General features: G+C 44.5%; 15 protein-coding genes. 6 read left to right on the top strand and 9 right to left on the bottom strand.

The annotated features are described in order from the left end of the window. Window positions 1–27: 27 nt before the first annotated feature. The 5 genes from ABJF92_RS03940 to mnmG all read right to left on the bottom strand — a co-directional run bounded on the left by ABJF92_RS03940 (window position 28) and on the right by mnmG (window position 4,846). Window positions 28–432, bottom strand: a complete 405-nt coding sequence (locus ABJF92_RS03940; protein WP_446814543.1) for an ATP synthase subunit I — start codon at window positions 430–432, stop codon at window positions 28–30. Window positions 433–585: 153 nt separating this feature from the next. Further along, complete coding sequence (locus ABJF92_RS03935; RefSeq protein ID WP_446814542.1) at window positions 586–1,473, bottom strand: ParB/RepB/Spo0J family partition protein; 888 nt, start codon at window positions 1,471–1,473, stop codon at window positions 586–588. A gap of 43 nt (window positions 1,474–1,516) precedes the next feature. After that, window positions 1,517–2,284, bottom strand: a complete 768-nt coding sequence (locus ABJF92_RS03930; RefSeq protein ID WP_446814541.1) for a ParA family protein — start codon at window positions 2,282–2,284, stop codon at window positions 1,517–1,519. A gap of 7 nt (window positions 2,285–2,291) precedes the next feature. Further along, a complete protein-coding gene (gene rsmG, locus ABJF92_RS03925) occupies window positions 2,292–2,918 on the bottom strand; it encodes a 16S rRNA (guanine(527)-N(7))-methyltransferase RsmG (protein ID WP_446814540.1) in 627 nt (208 codons plus the stop codon). Between the two features lie 38 nt (window positions 2,919–2,956). After that, window positions 2,957–4,846 carry a tRNA uridine-5-carboxymethylaminomethyl(34) synthesis enzyme MnmG gene (gene mnmG / locus ABJF92_RS03920; protein WP_446814539.1) on the bottom strand — a complete coding sequence of 630 codons (1,890 nt, stop codon included), beginning with the start codon at window positions 4,844–4,846 and terminating at the stop codon, window positions 2,957–2,959. A 745-nt stretch (window positions 4,847–5,591) separates the two neighbouring features. Here mnmG and acuR point away from each other — a divergent pair. Both acuR and acuI read left to right on the top strand, forming a co-directional pair. Then, a complete protein-coding gene (gene acuR, locus ABJF92_RS03915) occupies window positions 5,592–6,224 on the top strand; it encodes an acrylate utilization transcriptional regulator AcuR (RefSeq protein ID WP_446814538.1) in 633 nt (210 codons plus the stop codon). Window positions 6,225–6,296: 72 nt separating this feature from the next. Further along, complete coding sequence (gene acuI, locus ABJF92_RS03910; protein ID WP_446814537.1) at window positions 6,297–7,283, top strand: acrylyl-CoA reductase (NADPH); 987 nt, start codon at window positions 6,297–6,299, stop codon at window positions 7,281–7,283. Here acuI and mnmE read toward each other — a convergent pair whose 3' ends face one another. From mnmE to rpmH, 4 genes are all read right to left on the bottom strand, one after another. Next, window positions 7,284–8,663, bottom strand: a complete 1,380-nt coding sequence (mnmE, locus tag ABJF92_RS03905; protein ID WP_446814536.1) for a tRNA uridine-5-carboxymethylaminomethyl(34) synthesis GTPase MnmE — start codon at window positions 8,661–8,663, stop codon at window positions 7,284–7,286. It lies immediately after the preceding gene. Between the two features lie 129 nt (window positions 8,664–8,792). Beyond that, a complete protein-coding gene (yidC, locus tag ABJF92_RS03900; RefSeq protein ID WP_446814535.1) occupies window positions 8,793–10,451 on the bottom strand; it encodes a membrane protein insertase YidC in 1,659 nt (552 codons plus the stop codon). A 93-nt stretch (window positions 10,452–10,544) separates the two neighbouring features. Continuing rightward, entirely contained in the window at window positions 10,545–10,943 is a 399-nt protein-coding gene (gene rnpA / locus ABJF92_RS03895) for a ribonuclease P protein component (RefSeq protein ID WP_446814534.1), read from the bottom strand. Between the two features lie 8 nt (window positions 10,944–10,951). Beyond that, complete coding sequence (gene rpmH, locus ABJF92_RS03890; protein ID WP_084035504.1) at window positions 10,952–11,086, bottom strand: 50S ribosomal protein L34; 135 nt, start codon at window positions 11,084–11,086, stop codon at window positions 10,952–10,954. A gap of 513 nt (window positions 11,087–11,599) precedes the next feature. Between rpmH and dnaA the strand changes: the two genes are divergently transcribed. The 4 genes from dnaA to gyrB all read left to right on the top strand — a co-directional run bounded on the left by dnaA (window position 11,600) and on the right by gyrB (window position 17,879). Further along, window positions 11,600–13,147, top strand: a complete 1,548-nt coding sequence (dnaA, locus tag ABJF92_RS03885) for a chromosomal replication initiator protein DnaA (protein WP_446814533.1) — start codon at window positions 11,600–11,602, stop codon at window positions 13,145–13,147. A gap of 32 nt (window positions 13,148–13,179) precedes the next feature. Then, the gene (gene dnaN, locus ABJF92_RS03880; RefSeq protein ID WP_446814532.1) at window positions 13,180–14,277 is read left to right on the top strand and encodes a DNA polymerase III subunit beta; all 1,098 of its coding nucleotides are present in this window, start codon (window positions 13,180–13,182) and stop codon (window positions 14,275–14,277) included. A gap of 71 nt (window positions 14,278–14,348) precedes the next feature. Further along, complete coding sequence (recF, locus tag ABJF92_RS03875) at window positions 14,349–15,455, top strand: DNA replication/repair protein RecF (protein ID WP_445976451.1); 1,107 nt, start codon at window positions 14,349–14,351, stop codon at window positions 15,453–15,455. After that, complete coding sequence (gyrB, locus tag ABJF92_RS03870; protein ID WP_446814531.1) at window positions 15,456–17,879, top strand: DNA topoisomerase (ATP-hydrolyzing) subunit B; 2,424 nt, start codon at window positions 15,456–15,458, stop codon at window positions 17,877–17,879. The last annotated feature ends 87 nt before the right edge of the window (window positions 17,880–17,966 follow it).

Below are 17,966 nucleotides of genomic sequence, written 5' to 3'. Positions count from 1 at the left end.
TATTAAAACTGTATTCCTCTCTGCTAACTATTGTTTTAGCAGAATCGGACTGAGCCAGTGACTCAAAATTGCAAAACCAAAGCCTGCGAAAAACGCTCCGGCAGATAATGGTTTTATCAGAAGAAAAACCAGCGACAATAAAACCGCTGTCATAACCAATTTACCGGCTTCCCCTCGATAGAATGATCTAACCACCTCTTTGGCTGGTCGAGCACCTTTGTATCCAAAAACTCGCCATGCCATGTAAATACTGGGCAATATACTGGCAGCAGCTCCTGAAAAGAAGGAGTAGCTATACAGACCACCAGCCACCAATAAAACCCCTACAGACAACACAACAATCAATAAAGACTGCAAAAAAACAAAACGAAAAACGGCTCGCTTTCTAGTACTGAGAATTTCACTCGCACTAAGTGGCTTGTTGTTCGCCATTATCAGCCTTTCTCCCGCACTTTTTTGGTGCGCTACTTATTGGATTTTATAAAATTCGAGGCATTATATGAGTAAAAGCGGCCGCATTCAACTTAAACCGACCTGCAAAACCACTTTATCGACTCTGTGTCTAGACGGGAAAATCAGCTTACTTTATTTTTCCGTAAAGAGTTCATTAATCAGTAACTCTAAATGCTCTGGATTTCGGTATTCGATCACCAGTTTTCCCTTACCTTTCGCAGAGGGCTGTATTTTTACTGCAGCATTGATTTTTTGGCTGATTTTTTCTGCTTCAGCACTCAAATCCGGCAAAGCATCGGCTTCATTCTGAGCCGCTTTTTCAGGGGCTTGTAGCGCTTTGACTAAACGCTCCGTTTCCCGTACCGACAGTGACTTTGTCACCACCTGTGAAGCCGCTTGAATTTGCTTGTCATGTTCCAAAGGCAGTAATGCTCTGGCATGGCCCATTTCTATATCGCCATGCTCCAATAAACGGCGAACTTCGGGCATCAGTCCTAATAAACGCAGTAAATTAGCAACAGTAGAACGAGATTTACCCACCGTATCCGCAACTTCTTGCTGGGTTAGATTAAAATCATCCACCAAACGCTGCAAAGCAAATGCTTCTTCAATGGGGTTTAGATCTTCTCGTTGAATGTTTTCAATGAGAGCCAACACCACTGCATCGGCATCTTCTACATGGCGGATAATGACAGGGACTTGAGTGAGATCAGCCAGTTTGGCGGCACGCCAGCGGCGTTCACCGGCAATAATTTCGTACTGATTTGGCCCATTAGGTCGTACCACAATTGGCTGCATTATGCCTTGAGTGCGGATCGACGCTGCTAAATCATCCAGTTGTGCGGGGTTCATATCACGACGAGGTTGAAATTTACCTTTTGCTAACCACTCAACAGGCAAATAGGTTAACCCCTTTATTTGCTCATCTTGTGTGCTGCCTTCTGGCTCGGATACGCTTGCATTTTGAGGCGCTAGCAATGCATCTAAGCCACGGCCTAGACCTCTTTTCTTTGTCGTCATTTGTTAAACCTTAATGGGGAATAGCACCAAAAACACAATATTACTACGTTTTTTGCTTGCGAATAAACTCACCAGCTAAGGCTAGGTAAGCAATCGCACCACGAGATTGTTTCTCATAATGTAAAACAGGCAAGCCATAACTAGGGGCTTCTGCAAGTCGAATATTTCTCGGAATTACTGTGTCGTAGACCTTATCACCAAAATGCTTTTGCAGCTGGCTGGAAACATCATGGGTTAAGCTGGGGCGTGGATCATACATAGTTCTCACTATGCCATCAATTTGTAGCGATGGATTCAAGGCATGAGTGATACGCTCTATGGTTTGCAACAATGCCGTTAAACCTTCTAGAGCGTAATATTCACATTGCACAGGAATTAATACCCCTTGGGAGGCGGATAAGGCATTAACAGTTAGCATGTTTAATGAAGGAGGACAGTCTAACAGGATAAAATCGAACTCATTGTCGACTTCATAAAGGCCTGAACGTAAACGAGTCTCTTTACTAGGCAAATCCAATAGAGCGACTTCTGCACCCGTTAAGTCACCATTAGCAGGCAATACCCAATAACCGCTTGGATCACTCTTCTTCATAACTTCTTTGACACCATGGCTGCCCACCAAAACGTCAAACACACTGAACTCTAGTTCATTTTTCACCAAGCCACTGCCTGTGGTGGCGTTGCCTTGTGGGTCCAAGTCGATTAAAAGAACACGTCGTTTCATGGCCGCCAAAGACGCAGCTAAATTGACACAGGTAGTCGTTTTACCCACACCACCTTTTTGGTTCGTCACTGCGATTATTCTTGCCATTTCAATCTTATCCTTTACGTGTCATCACAACCATATGACGTTCAGCTTGAACACCGGTCACATTAAGAGGCTCTACGTTCACTAAATCAACCTCTTTTGGTAATACGGCCAATTCCTCATGAGGGTAAACACCTTTCATGGCTAAAAAATTACCAGAATCTTTCGGTAAGGGTAAAGTCCAGTTGATCATATCTTCAATGGAGGCAAATGCTCGCGAAATGACATGATCGTATTCCCCCTGACGGGCGTGTTTTTCGACTCTTTCATTAGCAACGGTAACATTGTTAATTTTTAACTCCATTTTGACCTGAGTTAAAAAGCGTGTTTTTTTACCGTTGCTGTCCAATAAAGTGAATTGCTTATCAGGGTAACAAATAGCAAGCACCATACCAGGTAACCCTGGCCCAGTGCCCACATCAATAATGTCGTCGCCTGTGATGTATGGCAAAGTCGCTAAACTGTCCAGTAAATGCAGTGCAATCATTTGCTCTACATCTCGGATCGCTGTCAGGTTGTAGGCTTTGTTCCACTTTTCTAGCATGGCTAGGTAGTCAACAAGCGTCTGAATGGTAGTATCAGAAAGAACAGCGCCCATTTGTTGGGCGCCTTTTTGAATGGTATCAAAGTGCGTCACAGTCGAGTCCATATAAAAGGAAAGATCGGCTGATGATTTTAGGCACTTTTACGTGCAATGGCACGTTTTTTCAAATGAATTAACAGTAAAGACACTGCAGCAGGGGTAACACCCTGAATACGAGAGGCAGCAGCCAAAGTTGCCGGGCGAGCTTGATTCAGCTTTTGCTTCACTTCATTAGACAAACCTTCCAATACGCTGTAGTCCAAATCTTCTGGTAGCAGCGTATTTTCTTGACGACGTAAACGTTCAATATCTTCCGCTTGACGAGAAATATAACCCGCATATTTCACCGAAATTTGCACTTGCTCAGAAACTTGTTCATCAACCGCTTCTTCTGGAGCATTTTTTAAATTAGCAATGTCTGCGTATTCAATACCAGGTCGTTTCAGAAGGTCTAATAAGCTGTATTCACGAACCATTGGCGTTTCTAATTTTGGATTAATCACCGTAGCTTCAGGTGAATTAGGCACAATCCAAGTAGATTTCAATCTTTGTTGTTCCAGTTCAATAGCTTCACGTTTTTTACAAAAAGCCGCCCAACGTTCATCGGAGACAAGACCCAACTCGCGGCCTTTTTCGGTTAAACGTATATCCGCGTTATCTTCACGTAAGATCAAGCGGTATTCAGCACGGCTGGTAAACATACGGTAAGGCTCTTTTGTCCCCATCGTAATAAGATCGTCCACCAATACACCTAAATAAGCTTCATCGCGACGAGGTGTCCAAGCGTCTTTTTCTTGCGCTAAACGAGCCGCATTCAAACCCGCTAGCAGGCCTTGCGCACCCGCTTCTTCATAACCCGTCGTACCGTTAATCTGTCCAGCAAAGAACAAACCTGGCATATGTTTGGTTTCAAGGGAGTATTTTAGGTCTTGCGGATTAAAGTAATCGTACTCAATCGCATAACCTGGTCGCATAATATGAGCGTTTTCCATTCCCTTCATCGAGCGAACTAACTCAATTTGCACATCAAAAGGTAAGGAGGTAGAAATACCATTTGGGTACAACTCATGAGTCGTTAAACCTTCAGGCTCAATGAATATTTGATGAGAGTTTTTATCGGCAAAACGTACAATCTTATCTTCAATGGAAGGACAATATCTTGGCCCAACCCCTTCGATCACGCCTGTATACATAGGGGATCTGTCCATACCACTACGAATAATATCGTGGGTTTTTTCATTAGTATGGGTGATAAAACACTCGATTTGACGAGGGTGCATTGCACTATTGCCTAAATAAGACATCACAGGGGTAATATCATCACCAGGTTGTGCTTGCATCTGACTAAAATCCACAGAGCGAGCATCAATACGTGGTGGCGTACCTGTTTTTAGTCGATCCACACGGAAAGGTAAGGCACGTAGTTTTTCTGCCAACCCAATAGACGGTGGATCACCTGCACGGCCACCAGCATGATTCTGTAAGCCAACGTGAATAATTCCACCTAAAAAAGTACCCGCCGTTAATACAACCGTTTTGCCGTTAAAACGAATACCTGTTTGTGTGATCACTCCGCGAGCAGCACCGTCTTCAACAATCAAGTCTTCTGCAGATTGTTGAAATAACCATAGATTTTCTTGGTTTTCTAATATTTGTCGGATAGCTGCTTTGTAAAGGATACGATCTGCTTGAGCGCGAGTTGCTCGAACAGCTGGTCCTTTGCGTGAGTTTAAGGTTCTAAATTGAATACCTGCTTTATCGGTGGCCAAGGCCATTGCGCCATCTAAAGCGTCAATTTCTTTAACAAGGTGGGACTTCCCGATACCACCAATGGCTGGGTTGCAGGACATTTGTCCTAAAGTTTCTATGTTGTGGGACAGTAGTAGCGTTTTTACACCCATACGTGCAGCTGCTAGTGCAGCTTCAGTACCAGCGTGTCCGCCACCCACAACAATCACGTCAAAGCGACTTGGGAAATCCACGATAACCTCGGAATATAAAAATGAATAAAAAACGATCAACTCTCGATTGAGGCCGCTAAGTATAAAGGCAAATTTTTAAAAAGAAAGAGATGCCCGCCTACTGATCCCGGTCATCAATATTTAATATATAAGGTTAATATATAGTATCTTTTATGTTTATTATGTTTATATAGCAGGCAAAAATCCGTTGATAAGTCATTTTTATCTATATATATCATTACTTTATACACATAACATCTTGTTAAAATAAGGCTTCACTTCCTGTGATGTGGATAACCTATTGTTGTGTATAAAATGCCAAGTTATACACGTCGTTATTTTACCTTCCGAGTTGTTAAAAACTGTGCAAAACTTTCTTTCAACCTATCACCATAGTTATTAACAGGTGGGTTTAATCCTTGTTGATAAAATAACTTTATGTTTTAAAAGGTTTTTTTTGGTTTTCTGGTGATCTTTTGAGCATCCTGACTAAGAAAACAATCCACAGATAAAAAATAAAATTTTTCCTAATTTTTTAGGATCAGTGACATTTTGTTACTCACAACAGCACATCAAAAACCTCTATCATGTTGAAAGTGTGAATAAAAAATGACATTTCAGATTCCGCTCCATTGTGTGTAACTCTAAATCTAAATCTATCAACCGTGAACAAGTAAGGTTTGCTCAATCGCTTTATTGATTTAACTAGACGATTGGTCTAAATTCATTCGTATACTTATTGATAACAGTAGAGAAGAATATTCAGGTGCCACATTTATCCGAAAAAACAGTGCGTCGTGGTCGGCCAAAAAAACAAGCTGATCAGCAAGATACGCGTGAGGCTTTACTATCCGCTGGGGTGGTAGAATTTACTCAGAAAGGTTTTGGTCGCAGTGGGATAGATGCCATTTTAAAAACTATAGGGGTGCCAAAAGGCTCTTTTTATCATTACTTTTCTAGCAAAGAAGCGTTTGGTTTGGCTATCTTGGCTCGATATAGGCAGTATTTTGAACATAAGCTTGATCGTTTTCTACTGGATGAAAGCTTACCTCCATTACAACGTTTACAAGCCTTTGGCCTTGAGGCACAAGCGGGTATGGCACGTTATGACTTTCAACGGGGCTGTCTAGTTGGCAACTTAGAACAAGAGTCTTGCCAACTGTCTGCTGAGTTTCAGCAGCAATTGGTATTAACCTATGAAAGCTGGCAACAACGTATTGCTCACTGCTTACAGCTAGCTCAAAAACAGGGTGAGCTGGTTTCTTCGGCGGATATTGTTGAGTTGGCCAAAATGTTTTGGATTGGTTGGGAAGGCTCAGTACATAGGTCTCGCTTATTAAACAGCACCCAACCCATGGAGAGTTACATGGCATTTTTTATAAACACCATTAGAGTATAAAACGATAGGCCTAACCTAACGGGTTAGGTTTTTTTTCGGATTTATTAGACGATCAGTCTAAAAGGAGGATATATGTTTCACGGGCTATGGTTAGATCAAAATGATGAAGGCAAGCAGTATTGTGAAATCAAACAATTGGACGAGGCGCAATTGCCCGATGGCGATGTCACCATTGACGTTGCCTACAGCACTTTAAACTATAAGGATGCCCTTGCCATTACAGGGAAAGGCCGTATTGCTCGCGCTTATCCTATGGTTCCTGGTATTGATTTAGTTGGTCAGGTCACTGATAGCGAGAGCCCTAATTTCGCCAAAGGTGATTGGGTATTATTGAATGGCTTTGGTGTTGGAGAGGCCCATTGGGGGGGATTGGCTGAGAAAGCTCGCCTAAAGAGTGATTGGCTTATTCCTTTACCGCAAGGCATGACTGGCATGCAAGCGATGACAATTGGCACCGCGGGCTACACCGCCATGCTAAGTGTTCTCGCTTTGCAAAAACAAGGTGTTCACCCTGAAGATGGTGAAGTACTGGTGACAGGAGCCAATGGTGGGGTTGGCAGTTTTGCCATTCGCTTGCTGCATAAATTGGGTTACAAGGTGGTAGCCTCCACTGGCCGTATGGAAGAAGCCCCTTATTTACAGCGCTTAGGCGCCAATGAAGTCATTAGCCGTGACAGCCTAAGTCAGCTGGGTAAACCGTTGCAGAAAGAGCGTTGGGCAGGTGTCATTGACTGTGTCGGCAGTCATACCCTAGCCAATGCCTGTGCCACAACCCGCTATGGTGGTGTAGTCACGGCTTGTGGTTTGGCGCAAGGTATGGACTTTCCCGCTTCCGTTGCGCCGTTTATTTTACGGGGTGTGCGTTTAATCGGTATCGATAGTGTGATGCGCCCGAAAGCCGATAGACTTGAGGCATGGCAAGCGTTAACAGAGCTTTTAGAAAGTGATGATTTTACTTTAGTGGGTCGTGAGATTGGCTTGCATGACGTGATTGATCAGGCCCACGCACTGATTAATGGTGAAGTGCGTGGGCGTTTGATCGTAAACTTGAAAGGCTAATTATTTCCCAATACAAAAAGAGCCAAAGATGCGCCCAAGTAAGTCATCACTGGTGAACGCACCAGTGATTTCACTTAAAGCTTGTTGGGCTTCTTTGAGGTCTTCTGCGAGTAATTCCCCTGCGCCATAACCATGTAGTTGTTCTTTGCCTGCCGCTAAGAATCGGTTGGCTTTGTTGAGTGCTTCAATATGACGACGACGGGCAATAAAGCCCCCTTCTGTGGTGCTGTCAAAGCCCATAACGGCTTTTAGATGATCCGTTAAGTCGTTGACGCCATCGCCGGTCTTTGCCGACAACGAGATCACAGGAATGCCATTGACCGTTTCTGTGCCTGTGTCTTGTTGAGTCAAATCCACCTTATTGCGCACCAAGGTTAAGTGGTCTTTGGTCTTTAGCTGAGCCATAAATTCTGGCCAAATGTGCTCAGGATCTTTTGAATCTATCGATTGACTATCAACCATCATCAAGATGCGATCAGCTTTGTGGATTTCATCCCAAGCGCGTTGGATACCAATACGCTCAACCTCGTCTGGGCTGTCTCGTAAACCTGCTGTATCAATAATATGCAGTGGCATACCATCAAGGTGTATATGTTCACGCAACACATCGCGAGTTGTGCCTTCAATGCTGGTCACAATGGCAGAATCTTTACCCGATAACGCATTTAATAGACTCGATTTCCCCGCATTAGGTCGTCCAGCGATAACCACATTCATACCTTCGCGAATCAGTGCACCTTGGTTGGCTTCTTTTAGTACTGCCGCTAAGCGTTGTTCGATTTCTGCCAATTCACTGGCAACCTTGCCATCCCCAATGAAGTCGATTTCTTCTTCTGGGAAATCGATCGCCGCTTCCACATAAATACGCAAGTGAATCAAGGCTTCTACTAGCTCATCAACACGCTTTGAAAAAGCGCCTTGTAAGGATCTTAGGGCACATTTTGCGGCTTGTTCAGAAGTACTGTCGATCAAATCCGCGATGGCTTCTGCTTGAGTGAGGTCCATTTTATCGTTCATGAATGCCCGTTCAGAGAATTCCCCCGGGCGAGCTAAACGTGCGCCCAGCGCCACACAATGACTTAGCAACATATCCATAATGATAGGACCGCCATGACCTTGTAACTCAAACACGTCTTCCCCAGTGAAAGAGTTTGGTCCTGGGAAATAAAGTGCCAATCCCATATCAAGCTGCGCATTTTGAGCATCTTTAAATGGCACATAGTGGGCATACCTTGGTGTCGGCTCAAAACCTATAATTTGCTTGGCAATAGCAAGGCTTTTTGGGCCCGATAGGCGGATAATACCAACCCCTCCTCGGCCTGGTGCTGTGGCTTGGGCGGCGATGGTATCTTGGTCTATGAGATGCTGGAATTGAGTCATAAATTGGCTCTTTTGGAAGTCGCTATAAGTTGTCTTTATTGTCGGTTAGGCTGGCACAGATGGCAATCTAAACGTAAAAAAGGCCTCCCAGAGGGAAGCCTTTTCAAGAAACTTAACCAGATTTGATGGTTAAGCTTCTTTTTCAATACGCTTGGTAATGATGTACTGCTGAACAATCGACAAGGTGTTGTTCACTACCCAGTACAGAACCAAACCACTTGGGAACCACAAGAAGAAGAAGGTAAATGCGATCGGCATAATCTTCATAATGCGTGCTTGCATTGGATCTGGTGGTGTTGGATTAAGCATTTGCTGACCTAGCATACTTAGACCCATCAAGATTGGTAGTACAAAGTATGGGTCCATAGCAGATAGATCGTGAATCCATAAGAAGAAAGGCGCGTGGCGCAATTCAACGGATTCCATCAATACCCAGTACAAAGAAAGGAACACTGGCATTTGTACCAAAATAGGTAAACAGCCCCCTAGTGGGTTGATCTTTTCTTTCTTGTAAAGAGTCATCATAGCTTGCGACATTTTCTGACGATCATCACCGTGCTGCTCTTTTAGCTTGGCAATCTCAGGTCCGAACTTACGCATTTTCGCCATGGAACGGTAGCTGGTAGCAGAAAGCTTGAAGAAAATAGCTTTCACAACCACTACGATCAAGATGATGGCTACACCCCAGTTGATAACGACAGATTGGATCATCGTTAGTAACCAGAAAAGCGGCTTCGCTAACCACCATAACCAACCGTAATCAACGGTTAGAGCTAGATTTTCAGCGGTTGCTTCAAGTTGATCTTGTAGTTTTGGGCCCACATAGAAAGTTGAGCTCAAAGTGCCTTGTTGGCCCGCTGCAATTTCCACTGCAGAGCCTGTAAAGCCAATGATGTTGAAGTCGTTATTGGTACGAGCTTGCAAGGTAACTTTTTGACCCTGCTCTGGAATCCACGCTGACACAAAGTAGTGTTGTAGAATCGCTACCCAGCCTTGAGTCGTGGTTTTCTTAACTGGCTCTTCTGCCATATCAGAGAAGGATACTTTATCGTACTTGTTTTCTTCGTCAGAAATCGCACCACCTAGGTAAGGCTGTAGACCCATACCGCTGGCTTGACTTGGATCTTCTGAGTTATCGCGCTTAATTTGAGCAAACAAGTTACCACGCCAAGTTTCTGCTGACGTGTTATCAACCGTAATTAGCTGACGGATACTGTATGAGCCTTTGCTAAAACGGAACGTCTTAGTGTACTTAATACCTGCAGCATCTGTGTAATACAGGTCTACATCCAGACTGTCTGTACCATCCGTTAAGCTGTATGAAGTGCTTTCAGATTGGTAAACAGGACGACCTTCAGGGGATGCATCAGGACCATTTTTACCGATCAGACCACTTTGCGTCACATAAGTACGCTCTGCACCGTTCTCAAGAATGACAAAAGAGTCCGGCTGACCTAGAACTTTTTTGTAATCAAGCAAAGCGGCTTCTACAAGATCACCACCAACTGGATTGATTGCAACACGTAGTGTGTCGGTTGTTACTTCAATCAGTTTTCCTGGGGCGATTTGTGTCGCGTTTTGAGGAATTTCGCTGTCTGCAACGGCAACATCTGTGCTTTGAGCTGCCGAAGGCAAGTCATTGCTAGTTTGAGAGCTAGTCTCAGTTTGAGTCGTTTGAGCTGTGCTTTGCGGCGTGGACTGAGGACCATAATCTTGGTTCCACTGTAAGAACAGTAGGTAGCCACTGATGAAAAGCGCACCCCATAAAAAGTAACGTCTGAAATCCATGGTATTCAACTAATTTGTTTGGTTAGACAATAGGTTCAAGAACCCGATTAAAAATCACGCGCTATTAAACCAGTCTTTGGCAGTTTTTTCAGCCTATTTCTGTCTAGAGGCGGTGCGTTTTTTATTTACGGAGGGATTTTTCGCTTTTTTGGCAAGTTGATCCCAAGCTTTATCGATGCGTCGATGAAAATCTGGGTTATCTAACTCTTTAATGCCTTGGCGAGCGAGAAAAACAATATCGAGTCCCGCTAAAGTTGTTTTGTGCTGACGAAATGAATCGCGCACCAAACGTTTGATACGATTCCTGCCGACTGCGCGCTTATCCGTTTTTTTAGACACAATAAGACCTAGACGAGTTTGGTCATCTTCTCGTTTGTGCGCTAATAAAAGGAATTCGCCTGCAAAGACTTTACAGGAAGTGTCGTTAAAGACGGATTGATAATCCCCGGCATTCAGGAGTCTGACATGCCGGGGAAAACAATTATCGGTCATCAGCGTTTTTATGCGCTTAGTACCTTGCGGCCGCGGGCACGACGGCGAGCGACGATTTGGCGTCCGCTTTTAGTAGCCATACGAGCACGGAAACCGTGGTTACGTTTGCGTTTCAAAACGCTAGGTTGGAAAGTTCTTTTCATCGTTCTTCTCTCACTGAAGCAGTGTTTCAGTTTTGAGGGTTAGCGGTCGCCAAGCCTCTACATTTGATTGTCAAATCAGGGCGCGGATTTTAGAGGGTTTTTCTAATAAATTCAACGCTTAGCAAAGGTCCATTGTAAAAAAAATCAACAAACATTTACTCCAAAACTTATTCACAGACTTCTACGGTAAAGTGTATAAAACTTTAAATATGGCTAAGTAACTTATTCACAATAAGAAAGTTCCATTTATTTTGTGTATAACTATCAAAAGGTTACAGAAAATATTTCCGTTAATAAAACGTCTAAAAACTGCCTGTTAATATGTGGGTAACTAGATGTTTTATGCACATTAAGAGTCTTTTATCTACTGGTGTGCATAACATTACCTGTTATTAACAAATTTTAGCTTTTATACCTAAATGAGATGTTTTTCCATTTATTTGTGGATAACTTGAGGGGAAGCAGGTTAAAATTCGTTTCTTGTCTGTCTTTTAACTTGGGAGTACGCCTAAAGTGTCTTTGGAGCATTGGGATCTTTGCCTGCAGCGCTTGCAGGATGAATTTTCCACATCGCAGTTCAACACCTGGATTCGTCCTTTAACGGCTGAAATGACGCCGAATGGTGAATTATGCTTAAGTGCACCCAATCGTTTTGTGTTGGACTGGGTCAGTAACAAATATCAAACGCGCATTAAAGAGCTATTAACGGAGTTTGCCGGCGATGACCCTGCAACCGTTTTAAAGCTTGCTGTAAAAGCTAGCAGCTTTGCTCAATCGACCCCGACTTCGCCGCCACCGCCTCCTGTTTCCGCTGCCCCTGCGGTTAGCCCTCTCAATAACGAAGTGGTTAATGAATCCGGCTATCGTCCGGCATTCGGCTTAATGGATGGCGAAGGCAGTCAACACGCAGATTTAGAATTTGAAGCACCTTTAACCTTGTCCGACACCGGACTGCGTGCTGAACTTGAGCCCTACGAACAAGGCCAGTTACCACTCACACCGCCGAATCGTAAAGTTCAAGTGGAAGGCGGTATCAATCATGGTGCCAACCTCAACAACTCTTTCACCTTTGATAACTTCATTGAAGGTAAATCAAACCAATTAGCCCATGCCGCGGCGAAGCAAGTTGCCGAGAACCCAGGTGGTGCTTATAACCCACTCTTTATTTACGGTGGCGTTGGTTTGGGTAAAACTCACTTAATGCAAGCGGTGGGGACAGAGTTAATGCGCCACAATCCGAATGCTAAAGTGGTGTACTTGCATTCAGAGCGTTTTGTGGCCGACATGGTAAAAGCGTTACAACTTAATGCCATAAACGACTTTAAGCGTTACTACCGTTCGGTAGATGCTTTGTTGATCGATGATATTCAGTTTTTTGCAGGCAAGGATCGAACGCAAGAAGAGTTCTTCCATACCTTTAATGCCTTGCTAGAAGGCGGCCAGCAAATGATCCTAACGTGCGACCGCTACCCAAAAGAAATCCAAGGTTTAGAAGATCGTCTTAAATCTCGATTTGGTTGGGGCCTAACGGTGGCGATTGAGCCTCCTGAATTGGAAACCCGAGTGGCCATCTTGATGCGTAAAGGTGAAGAAAGTGGTATTAAGTTATCGTATGATTCTGCCTTCTTTATTGCTCAGAAAATTCGCTCTAACGTACGTGAATTAGAAGGGGCGCTGAAGCGTGTTATTGCCAACTCGCACTTTACTGGCCGTGCCATTACGCCAGATTTTGTAAGAGAGTCACTAAAAGACCTTTTAGCCTTGCAAGATAAGCTAGTGAACATTGATAATATTCAGCGTATTGTGGCGGAATATTACAAGATTAAAATTAGTGATTTGCTGTCGAAGCGCCGTAGTCGTTCCATTGCTCGTCCACGCCAAGTTGCGATGTCTTTGGCGAAAGAGCTTACCAATCACAGCCTACCTGAAATTGGCGATGCGTTTGGTGGCCGAGACCATACCACGGCTTTGCATGCGATCAGAAAGATCAAAGAGTTACAGGATATGGATTCTGATATCCGTGAAGATTACAAACAATTAATGCGAATTCTGACCACCTGATGGTCTAAGACTTTGAGTTTACGAGGGAAATAATGAAATTTTCAGTCGTCCGCGAGACACTTCTTAAACCACTGCAACTGGTGGCTGGCGTTGTTGAACGCAAACAGACAATGCCAGTATTAGCCAATGTCTTAGTGGAAGTAAAAGACAATACTTTAACCCTAACAGGCTCGGATCTTGAAGTTGAGCTAGTGGGCAACATTCCCCTTGATGAATGCGAAGAAGGCCGTATCACGGTACCAGCGCGTAAGTTAATGGATATTTGCAAAAGTTTGCCAGACAGCGCTGTTATAGAGTTTTCTCTAGATGAGCAGAAAGCTGTGATACGTTCTGGCCGCTCACGCTTTAGCTTGTCTACCCTACCGGCGGATGAGTTCCCGAATATTCAGGATATGCAGGGAGACCTAACCGTCTCTATTGCACAAAACAGCGTGCGACGTTTAATCGACCGTACTGGCTTTGCTATGGCGAACCAAGATGTTCGTTATTACTTGAATGGTATGTTGTTTGAAGTCGCAGATGGCCAACTACGAGTGGTAGCGACCGATGGTCACCGTCTAGCGACTGCCATTGAAGATGCTCAAGTAAGTGGTGATCTGACACAAGTTATTGTACCTCGTAAAGGGGTGCTAGAACTGAACCGTTTGTTGAACGATAGCGACGATTTAGTGGAATTAACCATAGGAACGAACCATGTTCGCGCCAAAGTTGCGGATTATGTTTTCACTTCTAAACTTGTGGACGGCAAGTTCCCAGATTACCACCGAGTGATTCCTCGTAATAACGAAAAAATCATTATTGCGGATCGTTTAGAACTTCGTCAGGTTTTCCTACGTGCTTCGATTCTTTCTAACGAGAAATACCGCGGTGTGCGTTTAATTCTTTCGAATGGCATGTTGCAAGTATTTGCCAACAACCCAGAACAAGAAGAAGCTGAAGAATCCGTATTGGTTCAATATCAAGGGGATGATCTAGAAGTAGGCTTTAACGTTGGCTACCTACTAGACGTGCTGGGGGTTGTTGATACTCAAGAAGTTCGCTTGTCTTTGAACGACTCAAACAGCAGTGCTTTGATCGAAGAAGCTCAGAGTCATGCTGCTCAATACGTTGTTATGCCAATGCGTCTCTAATTCGCATTGGTTCAGTCACCCGCTTAGTCTGCTAAGCGGGTGGTCTTTTCTTCTTCCTTAAGGTTTGTGTTATGCCGCTAGTGCGTTTGGACATCTCCCATGTTCGTAACTTGTCTAGTGTTCGTTTTGAGCCTTCTCCCCAAGTGAATGTCATTATTGGCGAAAACGGCAGTGGTAAAACCTCCGTTCTAGAAGCCATACATCTTCTGTCTTTTGGTCGCTCTTTTCGTAGCCATAAACACAAAACCTATATTCAGCACGAAACCCCTCACTGTTTAGTCTTTGCCCAACTGTCGCAAGCTCAGGGTAATCCTATTCCTGTGGGCCTTCAGAGGCACAGAGACGGGCAAATAGATGTGCGAATTCAAGGTATGCGTGCTCAGTCTGTTATTGAGCTTGCAGAGCGCCTGCCAGTGCAATTGATTAACCCCGATGCGTTCCGCCTATTAGAGGGTTCACCCAGTATTCGCCGGCAATTTATTGACTGGGGAGTATTCCATTTTGATGGGGACTTTATTCGCGCTTGGCGAGGTTGGCAAAAAGCATTAAAACAGCGGAATACCTTGCTCAGACGTGGTAAAATATCGGACAGTTTATTAGCGGCTTTTGACCAAGAGTTAATTCGTCTTGGTGAGCAGGTAAATAACGCCCGAAAAGCTTATGTTGAGCGCTTAACGCCGCACTTTGAGCAAGTTTTAGCGGAATTATCCGCGGACTTGGCGGTGAAATTGCATTTTTTTCAAGGCTGGGATGCACAAAAAACATTAGCCACGATCGTTGCCAATGGTCGCGAGCGAGATATTGAGTTGGGTTATACCCATGGTGGCCCGCAAAGAGCTGACCTAAGAGTAAAGACCGCCGCTGGAGATGCGTTAGATACCCTCTCCCGTGGCCAACAAAAGCTGGTGGTATCGGCTTTAAAAATTGCGCAAGGTCAGTTACTAATTGAGATGGGTCGCCCTTTGGTGTTTTTGGTGGACGATTTACCCGCTGAGTTGGATGCTAACCACCGACAAAAATTGTGTCGATTGTTAGAATCTTTGGATAGCCAAATTTTTATTACTAGTGTCGGGCCCGATACGACGGATTTTGTTTGGGCAGACACCACAGACGTTCGCCAATTCTCCATGAATCATGGCGAGCTGTCCTTATTGAGCAAAGGTTTGCAGGAGAGTTAAATGAGTGAAAATAATTACGATTCATCCAGTATCAAGGTGCTCAAAGGGCTAGATGCCGTTCGCAAACGCCCAGGCATGTATATTGGTGACACAGATGACGGCACCGGTTTGCACCACATGGTGTTCGAGGTGGTCGATAACTCTATCGATGAAGCCTTAGCGGGCCACTGTGACACCATTACGGTACTGATTCACCCTGATGAGTCGATCTCTGTATCGGATAACGGCCGTGGTATTCCGGTCGATATGCACGAAGAGGAAGGTGTTTCTGCAGCCGAAGTTATCATGACGGTATTGCATGCCGGTGGTAAGTTTGACGATAACTCTTATAAGGTTTCTGGTGGTCTACACGGTGTAGGTGTCTCGGTGGTAAACGCCCTATCTGAAGAGCTGACCCTAACCATCCGCAAAAACGGTAAAGTATACGAACAGCAGTATTCACACGGTGTACCTCAAGCACCTCTGGCGATTATTGGTGATTCCGATGGTGCAGGGACAACCGTACATTTCAAACCTTCTGCTGAAACCTTCAGTAATATTCTTTTCATTTACGACATTCTTGCTAAGCGTTTGCGAGAATTATCTTTCTTGAACTCTGGTGTGGCCATCCATCTTAAAGATGAGCGCAGCGGCAAAGAAGAATTCTTCAACTACGAAGGCGGCTTGCGTTCTTTTGTTGAGCATTTGAACACCAACAAAACCCCTATCAATGATATTTTCCACTTTATCTGCCAACGTGATGACCTAGAAGACGGCATCGCTGTAGAAGTAGCTTTGCAGTGGAACGAAGGTTTCCAAGAAAATATCTACTGTTACACCAACAATATTCCACAGCGCGACGGTGGTACTCACCTTGCCGGTTTCCGTGGTGCCTTGACTCGTACTCTGAACAACTTTATTGAAAAAGAAGGCTTGGCGAAGAAGCAAAAAGTCGCCACCACCGGTGATGATAGCCGTGAAGGTTTGACCGCTATTGTGTCGGTGAAAGTACCTGATCCTAAGTTCTCTTCTCAGACCAAAGACAAGCTCGTCTCTTCTGAAGTGAAAACCGCCGTAGAGCAAGAAATGAGTAAGCGCTTCTCTGAGTTCCTATTGGAAAAACCGAATGAAGCTAAGATCATTGTTAACAAGATGATCGATGCGGCCCGTGCCCGTGAAGCGGCGCGTCGTGCTCGTGATATGACTCGTCGTAAAGGCGCACTAGACATTGCTGGTTTGCCGGGTAAATTGGCCGACTGTCAGGAGAAAGACCCAGCGCTTTCTGAAATCTACCTAGTGGAGGGTGACTCTGCGGGTGGTTCTGCAAAACAAGGTCGTGACCGTCGTACACAAGCGATTTTGCCCCTAAAAGGTAAAATTCTTAACGTAGAGAAAGCCCGATTCGATAAAATGCTTTCGTCCGTTGAAGTCGGCACCCTGATCACGGCACTGGGTTGTGGTATTGGTCGCGACGAATTTAACGCAGACAAATTACGCTACCACAGCATCGTTATCATGACCGATGCCGACGTGGATGGTTCACACATCCGTACCCTATTGCTGACCTTCTTCTTCCGTCAAATGCCGGAAATTATTGAACGTGGCCACATTTTCATTGCTCAGCCACCGCTGTTTAAGATTAAACGTGGTAAGCAAGAGCAATACATCAAAGATGAAGCGGCATTGGATCAGCACTTGATCGAAGTTGCCCTTGATGGTGCTCACATGCACGTTAACGAAAACGCACCGGGTATTCAGGGCGAGCATCTTGCGAAATTAGTACGCGACTACATTCATATCGAAGAAGATATCGAACGTTTGTCTCGTGTGTACCCTAAAGATGTTATGTCTAAACTTCTGTACTGTGATGCCTTGAGCACGGAAGATCTGAAAACCGAAGCGACGGTACAAAGCTGGGTAGAAGCACTACGTGCTCATATGCCTTTGGATGCTCGTACAGGCTTCCGCTTTGATTTCAGCGTCGAGAAAGACGATGAGCGTGGCTTGTACCTACCTGTGGTAGATATCATGTCTCATGGTGTTTCAAACCGTTACCGCTTTGAAGCCAGCTTCTTCAATTCACCAGAATATAAACGTATTGTGGCCATGTCTGAAACCGTGGATGAGTTGTTCGGCACAGAATCCTTCATCCAACGTGGCGAACGTCGTCAGCCAGTTTCAACCATTGAAGAAATGAAAACTTGGCTAATGAAAGAAGCGTCTCGCGGCATGGCGATCCAGCGATACAAAGGATTGGGCGAGATGAACCCTGAGCAACTTTGGGAAACCACTATGGACCCAGATGCTCGTCGCATGTTGCGCGTAACCATTGATGATGCGGTTGCTGCGGACCAAATGTTCACCACCTTGATGGGTGATGAAGTGGAACCGCGCCGTAACTTCATCCAAGATAACGCCTTGAAAGTAGCGAATTTGGACGTTTAAGTTCGTCTTATCGTTGAATTTAAAAAGCGCTTAGAGTGAAGGCTCTAAGCGCTTTTTTTGTGCTTGTATTTAAACTTTGGTATCACA

The organism is Marinomonas sp., from assembly GCF_039940335.1.
GTDB lineage: Bacteria > Pseudomonadota > Gammaproteobacteria > Pseudomonadales > Marinomonadaceae > Marinomonas.
This window is presented reverse-complemented; position numbering and strand designations above follow the sequence as displayed.

Excerpts from the sequence above, each read along its gene's own strand:
- ABJF92_RS03935 (WP_446814542.1), bottom strand. The coding sequence starts at position 1,473 with ATGACGACAAAGAAAAGAGGTCTAGGCCGTGGCTTAGATGCATTGCTA.
- ABJF92_RS03930 (WP_446814541.1), bottom strand. The coding sequence starts at position 2,284 with ATGGCAAGAATAATCGCAGTGACGAACCAAAAAGGTGGTGTGGGTAAA.
- yidC (WP_446814535.1), bottom strand. The coding sequence starts at position 10,451 with ATGGATTTCAGACGTTACTTTTTATGGGGTGCGCTTTTCATCAGTGGC.
- ABJF92_RS03940 (WP_446814543.1), bottom strand. The coding sequence starts at position 432 with ATGGCGAACAACAAGCCACTTAGTGCGAGTGAAATTCTCAGTACTAGA.
- recF (WP_445976451.1), top strand. The coding sequence starts at position 14,349 with ATGCCGCTAGTGCGTTTGGACATCTCCCATGTTCGTAACTTGTCTAGT.
- gyrB (WP_446814531.1), top strand. The coding sequence starts at position 15,456 with ATGAGTGAAAATAATTACGATTCATCCAGTATCAAGGTGCTCAAAGGG.
- rpmH (WP_084035504.1), bottom strand. The coding sequence starts at position 11,086 with ATGAAAAGAACTTTCCAACCTAGCGTTTTGAAACGCAAACGTAACCAC.
- acuI (WP_446814537.1), top strand. The coding sequence starts at position 6,297 with ATGTTTCACGGGCTATGGTTAGATCAAAATGATGAAGGCAAGCAGTAT.
- mnmE (WP_446814536.1), bottom strand. The coding sequence starts at position 8,663 with ATGACTCAATTCCAGCATCTCATAGACCAAGATACCATCGCCGCCCAA.
- rnpA (WP_446814534.1), bottom strand. The coding sequence starts at position 10,943 with ATGACCGATAATTGTTTTCCCCGGCATGTCAGACTCCTGAATGCCGGG.
- dnaN (WP_446814532.1), top strand. The coding sequence starts at position 13,180 with ATGAAATTTTCAGTCGTCCGCGAGACACTTCTTAAACCACTGCAACTG.